The 12,206-nt window shown below is 61.9% G+C and carries 9 protein-coding genes; 4 read left to right on the top strand and 5 right to left on the bottom strand.

What is annotated here, in order from left to right; genetic code table 11:
* Positions 1 to 86 precede the first annotated feature (86 nt).
* A complete protein-coding gene (locus ACFQND_RS19485) occupies positions 87 to 2,540 on the bottom strand; it encodes a UvrD-helicase domain-containing protein (protein WP_371438042.1) in 2,454 nt (817 codons plus the stop codon).
* 33 nt (positions 2,541 to 2,573) lie between these two features.
* On the opposite strand from ACFQND_RS19485, the gene ACFQND_RS19490 reads away from it, so the two are divergent.
* Together ACFQND_RS19490 and ACFQND_RS19495 are read left to right on the top strand one after the other, a co-directional pair.
* On the top strand, positions 2,574 to 3,308 hold the full coding sequence (locus ACFQND_RS19490) for a hypothetical protein (protein WP_371438043.1): 735 nt from the start codon (positions 2,574 to 2,576) through the stop codon (positions 3,306 to 3,308).
* Between the two features lie 205 nt (positions 3,309 to 3,513).
* Complete coding sequence (locus ACFQND_RS19495) at positions 3,514 to 4,491, top strand: GMP reductase (protein WP_371438044.1); 978 nt, start codon at positions 3,514 to 3,516, stop codon at positions 4,489 to 4,491.
* A gap of 68 nt (positions 4,492 to 4,559) precedes the next feature.
* Here ACFQND_RS19495 and ACFQND_RS19500 read toward each other — a convergent pair whose 3' ends face one another.
* Positions 4,560 to 5,012, bottom strand: a complete 453-nt coding sequence (locus tag ACFQND_RS19500; protein ID WP_371438045.1) for a hypothetical protein — start codon at positions 5,010 to 5,012, stop codon at positions 4,560 to 4,562.
* 156 nt (positions 5,013 to 5,168) lie between these two features.
* Between ACFQND_RS19500 and ACFQND_RS19505 the strand changes: the two genes are divergently transcribed.
* The gene (locus ACFQND_RS19505; RefSeq protein ID WP_371438046.1) at positions 5,169 to 7,214 is read left to right on the top strand and encodes a hypothetical protein; all 2,046 of its coding nucleotides are present in this window, start codon (positions 5,169 to 5,171) and stop codon (positions 7,212 to 7,214) included.
* Here ACFQND_RS19505 and ACFQND_RS19510 read toward each other — a convergent pair.
* A complete protein-coding gene (locus ACFQND_RS19510) occupies positions 7,191 to 8,069 on the bottom strand; it encodes an alpha/beta hydrolase (protein WP_371438047.1) in 879 nt (292 codons plus the stop codon). The two genes, ACFQND_RS19505 and ACFQND_RS19510, sit on opposite strands and share 24 nt — an antisense overlap.
* Positions 8,070 to 8,200: 131 nt before the next feature.
* Between ACFQND_RS19510 and ACFQND_RS19515 the strand changes: the two genes are divergently transcribed.
* Positions 8,201 to 9,106, top strand: a complete 906-nt coding sequence (locus ACFQND_RS19515) for an NAD(P)-dependent oxidoreductase (protein ID WP_371438048.1) — start codon at positions 8,201 to 8,203, stop codon at positions 9,104 to 9,106.
* A 222-nt stretch (positions 9,107 to 9,328) separates the two neighbouring features.
* On the opposite strand, the gene ACFQND_RS19520 is transcribed toward ACFQND_RS19515, so the two are convergent.
* Both ACFQND_RS19520 and orn read right to left on the bottom strand, forming a co-directional pair.
* On the bottom strand, positions 9,329 to 11,236 hold the full coding sequence (locus tag ACFQND_RS19520; protein ID WP_371438049.1) for a DEAD/DEAH box helicase: 1,908 nt from the start codon (positions 11,234 to 11,236) through the stop codon (positions 9,329 to 9,331).
* 392 nt (positions 11,237 to 11,628) lie between these two features.
* The gene (orn, locus tag ACFQND_RS19525) at positions 11,629 to 12,192 is read right to left on the bottom strand and encodes an oligoribonuclease (protein WP_371438050.1); all 564 of its coding nucleotides are present in this window, start codon (positions 12,190 to 12,192) and stop codon (positions 11,629 to 11,631) included.
* Positions 12,193 to 12,206 lie beyond the last annotated feature (14 nt).

Raw genomic sequence — 12,206 nt, forward strand, 5'->3', positions numbered from 1 at the left:
CACACCGTTCGGGCTGAGCCTCTCGACAAGCTCAGGGAGAACGGTGGTGCGTTGGCTGTCTTGATGCAGGAAAAAATCAATGCCCGCTAGACAACCGTCAGCTTGGCGACGCTGAGCGCCAGCCACTTCACGCCATGCCGCGTGAAGTTGATCTGTGCACGCGCGTCATCGCCGCTGCCTTCCAGCATCATCACCTTGCCTTCGCCAAACTTGGCATGAAACACTTCCATGCCGCTTTTAAGCCCATGCGAAGGCGCGTTCTTCTGCGGCGGAACCGGCGGGCTGGCAAAACGTTCGGCCGAGCCGGTTTTTGAAGAAAAAACGCTGCTGGCCCAGTCCTTACGCCCGCCACCAGCTCCTGAATTGGTAGCATCACCCCACGCATTCGAGCCCCTGCCCAGCCCCGGGGCAAAGCCCTGGTTTTTCGGCGTGATCCATTTCAGCGCGCTTTCGGGCAGCTCGTCAAAAAAACGGCTCCTGAGGTTGTAGCGCGTCTGGCCGTGCAGCATGCGGGTTTGTGAATGGCTCAGGTACAGCCGCTTGCGCGCGCGCGTGATGGCCACGTACATCAGCCGGCGTTCTTCCTCAATGCCGCCATGGTCGCTCAGCGAGTTTTCATGCGGGAACACCCCGTCTTCAAGGCCGGTGATAAACACGCAGTCAAACTCCAGGCCCTTGGACGAATGCACCGTCATCAGTTGCACCGCATCCTGGCCGGCCTGCGCCTGGTTGTCTCCGGACTCCAGCGCCGCGTGGGTCAGGAATGCCGCCAGCGGCGACAGCGTTTCACCGGTTTCTGCATCGGGCGCCAGCGCCTCCGGCAAGGGTTCGTCCAGCAAGGATGCCGACGGGTCCAGCCCCTGGCTGGCTGGCGACTGCGTCAGGCGTGCGCCCAGCTCGTCCACCGGCAAGGCCATGGCATCGCGGCCAAAACCCTCCTGGCTCACAAAGGACTCGGCGGCATTGACCAGCTCGGCCAGATTTTCCAGCCTGTCCTGGCCTTCTTTTTCCAGCTTGTAGTGCTCTTCAAGCCCGCTGTGCTGCAGCACCAGTTCGATGATCTCGCGCAGGGTCAGGCCGGCGGTCTGCTCGCGCATGACATCCAGCTTGGCCACAAAGGCGCCGAGGTTGGCACCGGCCTTGCCCGGCACGGCGCTGACGCCATCGTGCAGCGAGCAGCCCGCGGCGCGCGCGACGTCCTGCAACTGCTCAATGCTGCGCCCGCCTATGCCGCGCGGCGGGAAATTGACCACGCGCATAAAGCTGGTGTCGTCGTGCGGGTTCTCCAGTAGCCGCAGGTAAGCCAGTGCGTGCTTGATTTCAGCGCGCTCGAAAAAGCGCAGACCGCCATAGACGCGGTAAGGCACACCGGCGTTGAACAGAGCGGTCTCCATCACCCGGCTTTGTGCGTTGCTGCGGTACAGCAGTGCGATTTCCTTGCGCTCCATGCCATCGCGCACGAGCTGTTTGACTTCGTCAACAAACCACTGCGCCTCGGCAAAGTCGCTGGTCGACTCATACACCCGCACCGGCTCACCCGGGCCGGCTTCGGTGCTCAGGTTTTTGCCCAGGCGCTTGCTGTTGTGGCTGATCAGCTCATTGGCCGAATCGAGGATGTTGCCGAAGCTGCGGTAGTTGCGCTCCAGCTTGATCTGGTGCGTCACATTGAATTCACACACAAAGTCGGTCATGTTGCCGACGCGGGCGCCACGGAAGGCGTAAATGCTCTGATCGTCATCGCCCACGGCCACGACCGAGCCGCCCGGCATGGCCTGCGCGCCCTGCGCCGCATCAGCGCCCTGACCGGCCAGCATCTTGATCCAGGCGTATTGCAGCTTGTTGGTGTCCTGGAACTCGTCGATCAGGATGTGGCGAAAACGCCGCTGGTAATGCTCGCGCACCGGCAGGTTATCACGCAGCAGCTCATAGCTGCGCAGCATCAGCTCGCCGAAATCGACCACGCCTTCGCGCTGGCATTGCTCTTCATACAGGGCGTAGATTTCGACCTTCTTGCGGCCTTCTTCGTCACGCACCTGCACATCCTTGGCACGCTGGCCGTCTTCCTTGCAGGCTGCGATAAACCACATCAACTGCTTGGGCGGAAAACGCTCATCGTCGATGTTGAACTGCTTGCACAGGCGCTTGATGGCCGAGAGCATGTCCTGCGTGTCCAGTATCTGGAAGGTCGAAGGCAGGTTGGCCAGTTTGTAATGCGCGCGCAAAAAACGGTTGCACAGGCCGTGGAAGGTGCCAATCCACATGCCGCGCACATTGACCGGCAGCATGGCCGAGAGCCGCGTCAGCATCTCCTTGGCGGCCTTGTTGGTAAAGGTCACGGCCAGGATGCCGCCCGGCGACACCTGGCCGGTTTGCAGCAGCCAGGCGATGCGGGTGGTCAGCACCCGGGTCTTGCCGGAGCCCGCCCCGGCAAGAATCAGGGCATGTGTGGCGGGCAAGGTAACCGCGGCGAGCTGCTCCGGATTAAGATTTTGTAAAAGCGGGGAATCCTGCGCGACGGTATCTGTGAATTCTGGGAACATCCCTCATTGTAGAAAGCCCTGATGAAACCCTTGATGAACCGTGCTTCAAGCCTGCGAGTCCCGCAGGTGCTTTCCATGCTGGTTCTCGCCCTGGGCACCAACGCGGCCCGGGCCCAGGCGTTTTGCGCCAGCGACGGCCAGCCGCAGCCCGTGGCCCTGCTGGAGCGCTTTATCAATGCCGATTGCGAGAGCTGCTGGAAAGACCCGTCCACACCAAAGGCCTTGCCAGGCCAGGTGGCGCTGGACTGGATAGTGCCGGGCGGCAAGGGCGACGACGCACCGCTGTCGGCGGTCGCCAGCCGTGATGGACTGGACCGGCTGGAATCGCTGGGCCAGGCCGTGCCCAAAGAAGCTGGTGACAACCGCCGCAGGGTGAAAGGTTTAAAGAGCACCCGGCTGCGCGTCGCGCACGGGCTGGTGCTGTCGGGCTATGTGGGCGCGTCCATAGAACTCAAACCGGTTCCGGCCAGCGCCCAAAAGCAGCCGTGGACCGCCTGGCTGGCATTGGTCGAAACCTTGCCGGAAGGCACTGAAGGCACGCCTGTGGCCCGAAATCTGGTAAGAAACGTGTTCCAGTCAGTGTGGAACGTGCGCGACCAGCTATCAAAAAAAGAGCAAGCCCGCTTCTTCGAGTCACGCGTCATGAGCGTCGCGCAAGGCGTACACCCCGACCGCCTGCGCGTGGTCGGCTGGGTTGAAGACGCCGGGGGCGAAGTCCTGGCAGCGGCGCAGTCGCGCTGCATGCCTGCACCCGGCCAGGTCCGCTAAATTTGCCCCTTCATATAACGGCTATACACGGCCTTCAATCCCCAAAACCCGTCTCGGCGTCTAAAATCAGACACCGGGCCCAAGCAATTGCGCCCGGTTTTTTTGTTTCAGCCTTGCCCTATGCAAGCGCCCGCAAACAAAGCCGGTCCAATCCAAGCGCCTCCTGTTCATCTACAGTTTTTTTTCTGGAGCTTGGGGAAACATCATGGAAATTTTCGACTACGACAACATCCTGCTGCTGCCGCGCAAATGCCGCGTGGAAAGCCGCTCTGAATGCGACGCCAGCGTGGAACTCGGCGGGCGCACTTTCCGCATCCCGGTGGTGCCGGCCAACATGAAAACGGTGGTCAACGAAGACATCTGTACCTGGATGGCCCAAAACGGCTATTTCTATGTGATGCACCGCTTTGACCTGGACAACATCAAGTTTGTCAAAGACATGAAAACCCGGGGCGTTTACGCGTCGATTTCGCTCGGCGTTAAAAAGCCCGACTACGACACCGTTGACCAGCTGGTTGCCGAAGGCCTGGCGCCCGAGTACATCACCATTGACATCGCCCACGGCCATGCCGACAGCGTGCAAAAAATGATCGCCTACCTGAAGCAGAAGCTGCCGGCCTCTTTTGTGATTGCCGGCAATGTGGGCACGCCCGAAGCCGTGATTGACCTGGAAAACTGGGGCGCCGATGCAACCAAGGTCGGCATTGGTCCCGGCAAGGTCTGCATCACCAAGATGAAAACCGGCTTTGGCACCGGCGGCTGGCAGTTGTCGGCACTCAAGTGGTGTGCACGCGTGGCGACCAAACCCATCATTGCCGACGGCGGCATACGCGAGCACGGCGACATCGCCAAATCCATACGCTTTGGCGCAACCATGGTGATGATAGGTTCCATGCTGGCGGGCCTGGAAGAAAGCCCCGGCAAGACCGTCGAGGTGGACGGCGCGCTGTTCAAGGAATACTACGGTAGCGCCTCGGACTTCAACAAGGGCGAGTACAAACACGTCGAGGGCAAACGCATCCTGGAGCCCGTCAAGGGCACGCTGGCCGACACCCTGCGCGAAATGGAAGAAGACATACAGAGCGCCATCAGCTACGCCGGCGGCAAAAAACTCATGGATATCCGCAAGGTCAACTACGTCACCCTGGGCGGCGACAACGCGGGCGAGCACCTGCTGATGTAAGTTCGCCGGCTGCTGCGGGCGGCGATGGCGGATCCAATAGAGGACGGCCAGCCACTCAGGCCACGCCCCTATGCGCCCTTGTCGTCCGTCTGTTTGCGGCGCTCGCGCAGCAACGCTTCAAGCACCGCCCGCACCACCTGCCGGTCGGCACGGGACAACAGCCAGTAGTCCTGTACCAGCGAGCTCTCCTCCTGTCCCTGGCTGCCGGTCTGCACGGCAACAGCCTTGCGTGCGCCGGGTTCGGCAGCGACCAGCGCTGCATCCGCCCCTGAGCCCCAGCGCAACCATTCCTCCGACACGTCCAGCCAGCGGGCCAGGATGGCGAGCTTGTCCATTGTCGGTACCGACAGGCCCATCAGCCACTTGCGCGTGGCATGAACCGACACCGGGTTGCCGCGCCAGCGCAGGTTGAACTCACGTTCCAGGGACGTTGGGCTGGGCTTTTTACCCTTGTTTTCAAGCGCGATGCGCAGACGCCCGGCAAAGCTTTCAGCCTGCAAAGCCTTTTCAGGAATGGACATGAAACGACTTTATCGGCGTCGTAGTTATAAAAATTTACCCATGTAGCTATTAATATTGACTTTGGTAACTATTTTTCATAGACTTTTTGTGACCGGACACAGTGCAGCGCCAGCCAGACCCGGCCACCCACAAAACTTCGAGGGAGTAGAACCACCATGGTTTCATCACAGGCGCATCATCTGCATCCACAGCCTGCGGCGGCGGATTGCCAGCCGGGCAACGGCGCCAGCCTCACAGTACTTGCCGGAGCGCCCGGTGGCCCAGGCAAGCTGGACGGAGCCGCCGGGGCCGCGCTGCTGTACCAGCCCAGCGGCATCGTGGTTGCGCCCTGCGGCACGCTGTATGTCAGCGACAGCAATAACTGCATACGGCGGGTTTCACCCGGCGGCGAGGTCAGCCTGTTTGCCGGCAGCCGCGAGGCGGCGCATAGCGTGCTCAGCGACCACCCTCGCGGCATGGGTTCGGCCGACGGCACGGCCAGCGTGGCGCGCTTTCGCCATCCACGCGGCCTGGCACTTGATGCAGCCGGCAACCTGTATGTGGCCGACAGTGGCAACCACACCATCCGCAAGATCAGCCCGACCGGCCACGTGTCAACCCTGGCCGGAACTGCCGGCCTGCCCGGCCACGCCGACGCGAGGGCAGGCGCCGCAAGGTTCAACAGCCCGGGTGACCTGGCGGTCGACGCCGCAGGCACGGTCTATGTGCTGGACACGCTCAACCACGTCATCCGCAAGATCACTCCGGACGGTCTTGTCTCCACCCTCGCGGGCTCGCCCGGCATGCGGGGCCACATGGACAGCCGGGCCGGTGCAGCCCGCTTCCGTTTCACCGCCCCGGGTTTCAGGCATGCCGGCGGGCTTGCGCTGAACAGCCGCGGCCACGTGCTGGTAGCCGATTTCGCCAACCGGGCCTTGCGCAAGGTGTCTCCCGCTGGCGACGTCACAACACTGGCAACAGGATTCACCGGCCCGGCATCCCTGCGCATGGACGCCGCCGACAACTGCATCGTCTTTGACACACAGTCCGGCCCCATGGCCAGCCGCTCAGCCGTTTTCGAGACAGTCAAGAAAGTGGATGCCGCCGGCGTCATAACGCTGCTCGCCAGCGGCAACGTGCACATGCACTTTTCGGGCGGGGCGCTGCCCCTGGCCCTTGATGGCGCCGGCAACATCTACCTCGCCGAAACCGCGCTCAATGCAATCCGCAGGATAACTCCTGCGGGCAGCATCCACACGGTTGCAGGCCGCATCACCAGCGGCCTCAAGTCAGGCACAGCCGCCGCAGCCCGGTTCACCGGCTCCTTCGCCCAATTGTCGAAAGACGCCGCAGGCAACCTTTACCGCTTCGACACCAACGCATTCATCTGGAAAATCGCGCCCGGCGGCTACGTCAGCCGCATTGACACACGCAAGCTGCCGGGTCCGGGTTTCATCTTCGCTGCAGGCGCCGCCGACGCAGCGGGCAACCTGTATGTGGCCAACATGAGCGCTTCAAGCCCCTCGCCGTGCGGCTATTCCGCCGTCCGGAAAATCACACCCGACGGCACGGTCACGCTGCTGGCCGGCGGTGCCTACGATGGCCACTCGGACGGCGTCGGTGAAGCCGCCTCCTTCAGCCTTTCGCCGCCCTGCGCCATGACGGTGGACAGCTCGGGCAATGTCTGGATCGGCGACAACTCGGCGATCCGCAAGATCACACCCGCAGGCGAAGTCACCACTGTGGCCGGTTCTGCCGGGCTGCCCGGCGCAACCGACGGCTTGCGTACCAGCGCGCGGCTGGCCCTCATCAGCGGCCTGTGTGCCGACACCTTGGGCAACCTGTTTGCTTTCGACATGGGCCGAATCCGCAAGATCACACCCGAGGGAAAAGTGACGACGCTGGCCGGTCGCCTGACAAATTTCAGGACCGAACCGCTGGACGGCAACGGTGCTGCCGCCTGCTTCGGCTTGTCCGGCTGCATCGCCTGCGACGACGCCAACAACCTGTTCGTGACAGACCCCGACTTTCACCTTGTGCGCAAAGTCTCGCCCACCGGCATGGTCAGCACAGTCGTCGGCCGCCTGGACCGCGCAGGCACGGTGCCAGGCCCGCTGCCCGCATCGCTGTTTGCGCCTTTCGGCATTGCCGCACTGGCGGACGGGCAACTGGCCCTCACCAGCGGCGATGCGCTGGTACTAACCCAGGGCGCAAAGTTCTAGCGCCAGCCGGTTGAGCCGGTGCCCAGGCTGCGCAAGTGCTTCCAACACACTGAAATGGTTAAGGCCAGGCAGCATCTCGCATACCGGCACGGTCTTGCGGCCCCAGGACTGCTGGATCAACAGGCTTTGACGCTGGAACTCGGCGCTCTCGTCCCCGCCCGCCACGCTGTACAGGACACCGCGACGCGGTGCCGGCAAAAAGGCGGGACTGATGTCGCGTGCCTGCGCGGGCGTGAGCCTTGCCAAATCCTTGATAAACGGCGCATGGCACATGGGGTCAAGGTCGTGCAGGCCTGAAATGGAGAGCGCATTGACTATCAGGTTCGCCGGCAGGTCGGACGCATAAGCCTTCCAGAGGCACGTCATCAGCAGGGCCGCCATATAGCCGCCTACGGAATGCCCAACTACTGTGATGCGCCCGGGGTCTCCGCCAAACCGGGCCACATTGCGGTAAGTCCAGGCCAGCGCCCTGACCATCTGCATGGCAATTTCCGGAACGGTCACGACAGGGCACAGGTCGTAATTCGGGACCACTACACAAGCGCCGGCATCGGTGAACACAGGTGCAATGTACGAATGGTCGGACTTGTCCATCGCGCGCCAATATCCGCCGTGAATCATCACCAGTACGGGCGCACCCGCACGGGGACTCCGGCCGCGCGCAGGGAACACATCCAGCTTCTGGCCCGGCGAGCCGCCATACGGCAGGTCCAGGTGACAGGGCAGCTGTTTGCGGGCCTGGCCGGAGCTTTCCGCCAGCCGTGCAAGGCACACCGGATGGTCTGGTACCAGCGCACGGTTGTTGTACATGCGGTCCAGCCATTGCGGGTCCCGATTTAGAGAAAAGCCATTCATGAACACCTCTGGAAATTTGGAAAGTTTTCAATTTGTAAGTGTTCTTATCTTGACACAGCTGCAAGCTGCTTGACAGGCTTCTGCCGCGCGGCCCGTCCATGATGGTTGCATCCCTTTTTTCCGGAAAACCAATGACGACAGGACACACCATTGCAGTGCTGGGCACAGGCCACATGGGTTTCCCCATGGCGCGCAGGCTTTGCGAGGCAGGCTACACCGTGCATGCCTGGAACCGCAGCCCGCACAAGGCAGCGCCGCTGAAAGCTTTTGGCGCCGTGCTGCACGCACAGGCCGCCGATGCGGTGCGTGCGGCCGATGTGGTGATCAGCCTGCTGGAAAACGGCGCGGTTGTCGGTGCAGTTCTTTTTGGCGATGGCAGCACCGGCAAAGCTTGCACACCGGTGGCCCAGGCCATGAAAGCCGGCAGCCTTTTTATAGACATGGCATCCATCCAGCCGCGCGAGGCGCGTGACCACGCAGCCCGGCTCGGCGAACTCGGCATCGCACACCTCGACGCGCCCGTGTCGGGCGGCCCCGCGGGCGCGGAAGAAGGCAAGCTGGCCATCATGGCCGGCGGCAAGGCAGGCGATTTTGAGCGCGCCCTGCCCCTGCTCCGGCATTTCGGCCACGCCACGCATGTGGGCCCGCACGGCAGCGGCCAGCTCACCAAGCTGGCCAACCAGATGATTGTGGGCATCACCATAGGCGCAGTCGCCGAGGCCCTGCTGTTCACGGCGCGCGGCGGCGCTGACATGGCAAGGGTCAGGGAGGCCATCACCGGCGGGTTTGCCGACAGCCGCATCCTGCAACTGCACGGCCAGCGCATGGTCGAGCGCGATTTTGCACCGCGTGCCCGCATGGACATCCAGCTCAAGGACTTGCGCAACGCACTGGCGACGGCGCAGGAAATCGGGTTTGAGGCGCCCATCACGGCGCTGTTCGAACAGCTTTATGCCGATGCCGCGGAGCACGGCCTGACAGACCTGGACCAGTCCGGGCTTTTTGTGGAACTGGCCAGCCGCAATGGCATGAGTTGATTTATCTTTTGCCAGTAACTATTCAGTGTCCACACCGTTCGGGCTGAGCCTGTCGAAGCCTTGCCTCTCACGACCAAGCCCTTCGACAGGCTCAGGGCGAACGGCTTGTATGGTGCCTGAATAGTTACTTTTGCCAAATAAAAAAGCCCCGGCAAATCCTGCGATCTGCCGGGGCTTTTTGCTGAACCTGTTTTAAGGGTTCATCAATACATTCAGCCGTGATCAGTCACGCGCTTTGGAGAACTTGCCTGCCTTTTTGGCGGCATCACGCGGCACAAACACCTTGCCTGCAGGGCGGGCGAAAGCCGGCTTGCGATCGGCAAAATCAGGGCGTGGCGCAAAGCCTTCGTTGCGGGCACCGAAGTTGCGGTCATCACGCGGCGCAAAACCGGCATTGTTATTGCCGAAGCCACGGTCGTCCGCACGGCGCGGACCACGGTCGTTAAAACCGGAGCGGTCTGCATAGCCGCCCTGGGGTCCGGGAGGACGGCCCTGGAAGGCGCCGCCGCGGTCATCACGCTGCTCGCGGTGTCCGCCACCGAAACCACCACGGTCGTCACGGTTGCCGCCGAAGCCGCCACCGGCTGGCTTGCGGCCAGCGTAACCACCACCACCGCCGAAGCTGCGGCCGCCACCACGGTCATCGCGACCACCGCCGAAATTGCCGCGTGGGCGATCGGAGGTAGGTGCAAAACGCTGCTGCGGCTCCAGGCCGGCAATCACGCTGGGCTTGAGGCTTTGCTGCATGTAGTGCTCGATGTCCTGGATCTTGCGGCGATCGCGGAACTCGGCAATCGTGACGGCCTTGCCTTCACGACCGGCACGGCCGGTACGGCCAATGCGGTGCACATAGTCTTCAGCCTTCATTGGCAGGCCGTAGTTGACCACGTGGGTGATGGTCGGCACGTCGAGGCCACGAGCGGCCACGTCGGTCGCCACCAGCACCTGCACACGGCCGTCGCGGAAAGCCATCAGGCGGCGGTTGCGCAGGCCCTGGCTCAGCGCACCGTGCAATGCCACGGCGCTGAAACCTTCCTGCACCAGGTCGTTGGCCAGGCCGTCACATTCAACCTGGGTGCTCGCAAACACGATGGCCTGGTTGATGGTGGTGTCGCGCAGCAAATGATCGAGCAGCTTGCGCTTGTGCGTCATGTTGTCGGCCCACAGCAGGGACTGCGTGATCGACGTGTGCTTTTCGTGCGGGGAGTCGATCTCGACACGCTGCGGCGTGCGCATCACGCGCGTGGCCAGTTGCATGATGCGGGGCGCGAAGGTGGCGCTGAACATCATGGTCTGCTTGCGCTCGATGGTGAGCTGGTTGACTTCGGTCAGGTCGTCGGCAAAGCCGAGGTCCAGCATGCGGTCGGCTTCGTCGACGACGAGGAACTGCACCTGGTCCAGCTTGATCTGCATGCTGCGCTGCAGGTCGAGCAAACGGCCCGGCGTGGCAACCACCAGGTTGGCGTTTTGCAGCTTGGCAATTTGAAGCTGGTAAGGGATGCCGCCAACAACGTTGGCGATGCGCAGGCCGCGGCAATGGCGGACCAGGTCAATCGCGTCGGCGCAGACCTGCTGGGCCAGTTCGCGCGTCGGGCACAAGATCAGCGCGCCGGGTGTGGCAGGCTTGAAGTTGCGGGCGTTGGTCGGGTCCTTGCGCTTTGGCTTCTTGATCGGTGCTTCGCCACGGGCGACGGCTTCGGCGCTCAGGCGTTCGAATTCGGCACGTTCGTTGCGCTCTGCTTCTTCCTGCTGTTTGAGCAGGGTGTGCAGCACGGGCAGCAGGAAAGCAGCGGTTTTGCCGCTACCGGTCTGGCTGGAAACCAGCAGGTCGGTGAATTTGGCTTTTTTGTCAGCGTTTTCCGAATCCAGGGCCTGCATGGCCTTGGGAATGGTTGCCATTTGCACGGCGGTCGGCTGGGTGAAACCCATGTCGGCCACGGCTTGCAGCAGTTCCTTGGCCAGGCCAAGTTTTACAAAACCGTTGGGCTGGGGAGCAACGGCTTCCAGCGACGATTCAACGCCGGCGGGCGCATCGGAAAAGTCTGGAACCAGGTTGGTTTCGACGTCCGTGTTGGTGGCGTTAACAGCTTCGGGCAAAAAGTCACCGCGAGCCTCAAAAGAGTCAGTCATGTTTTTTCTCACTAATCACCTGCATGCAATACTTTTGGCAAAGTTGCAGGAAAAACTTCACCTCCCGCGTTGCAGGAAGCTTCGTTTATGGTTAATAAAACATCAACCATCAAACGAATATGCAGCCCGGGCGAAAGAGATTGCCCGAAGCGGTGACCCTAATAAGTAGGGTCCAAAAGTGTGAGGTAGATGTACAAATGCAGCGCACCTTGTGCAACTGCAAGCCCATGATTATGGCACGACTTACGGGTTTACACCAGTCTTTTATTCAAGCCATCGGCCCATGGCTGGTTTTTCAGGTCCGCCCCAAGACCGATCCGCTACTTTTTATATAGCTTGCAGCGCAAGCGGAACGGGGGGCAGAGGCCAAAAACCCCTTTAAAACCGGAAAATCACTTCAAAAAGTGCTCGCGGTAGTGCTCCAGCTCGTCAATCGACTCATGCACATCGGCCAGCGCCGTATGGCTCTGGCGTTTCTTGAAGGCGCTGTAGACCTCGGGCCGCCAGCGTTTGGCCAGTTCCTTGAAAGTGCTGACATCGACATTGCGGTAATGCAGGAAAGCTTCCAGCTTCGGCATGTACTTGACCAGGAAGCGCCTGTCCTGGCTGATGGTGTTGCCGCACAGCGGGGAAACGCCCTTGGGCAGGTATTGCGCCAGGAAGGCCAGGATTTGCGCCTCCGCATCCTGCTCCGTCACCGTGCTGGCCTTGACCTTGTCGATCAGCCCGCTGCGGCCGTGGGTGCCCTTGTTCCAGTTGTCCATCTGGTCCAGCAATTCGTCGGTCTGGTGGATGGCCAGCACCGGGCCTTCAATGCGCGGCGTGAGCTGCGGGCCGGTGACAATCACGGCAATTTCAATCAGGCGTTCTTTTTCCGGGTCCAGGCCGGTCATTTCACAATCGATCCAGACAAGGTTCTGGTCGGATTTTTTAAGTAGGGGTTCAGTTTCAGGCATCTTGCGATTCTCGC

Origin of the sequence: Polaromonas aquatica, from assembly GCF_042659145.1 — a bacterium.
GTDB lineage: Bacteria > Pseudomonadota > Gammaproteobacteria > Burkholderiales > Burkholderiaceae_C > Polaromonas > Polaromonas aquatica.

Excerpts from the sequence above, each read along its gene's own strand:
- ACFQND_RS19490 (WP_371438043.1), top strand. The coding sequence starts at position 2,574 with ATGAACCGTGCTTCAAGCCTGCGAGTCCCGCAGGTGCTTTCCATGCTG.
- ACFQND_RS19495 (WP_371438044.1), top strand. The coding sequence starts at position 3,514 with ATGGAAATTTTCGACTACGACAACATCCTGCTGCTGCCGCGCAAATGC.
- ACFQND_RS19500 (WP_371438045.1), bottom strand. The coding sequence starts at position 5,012 with ATGTCCATTCCTGAAAAGGCTTTGCAGGCTGAAAGCTTTGCCGGGCGT.
- ACFQND_RS19515 (WP_371438048.1), top strand. The coding sequence starts at position 8,201 with ATGACGACAGGACACACCATTGCAGTGCTGGGCACAGGCCACATGGGT.
- ACFQND_RS19520 (WP_371438049.1), bottom strand. The coding sequence starts at position 11,236 with ATGACTGACTCTTTTGAGGCTCGCGGTGACTTTTTGCCCGAAGCTGTT.
- orn (WP_371438050.1), bottom strand. The coding sequence starts at position 12,192 with ATGCCTGAAACTGAACCCCTACTTAAAAAATCCGACCAGAACCTTGTC.
- ACFQND_RS19510 (WP_371438047.1), bottom strand. The coding sequence starts at position 8,069 with ATGAATGGCTTTTCTCTAAATCGGGACCCGCAATGGCTGGACCGCATG.
- ACFQND_RS19505 (WP_371438046.1), top strand. The coding sequence starts at position 5,169 with ATGGTTTCATCACAGGCGCATCATCTGCATCCACAGCCTGCGGCGGCG.
- ACFQND_RS19485 (WP_371438042.1), bottom strand. The coding sequence starts at position 2,540 with ATGTTCCCAGAATTCACAGATACCGTCGCGCAGGATTCCCCGCTTTTA.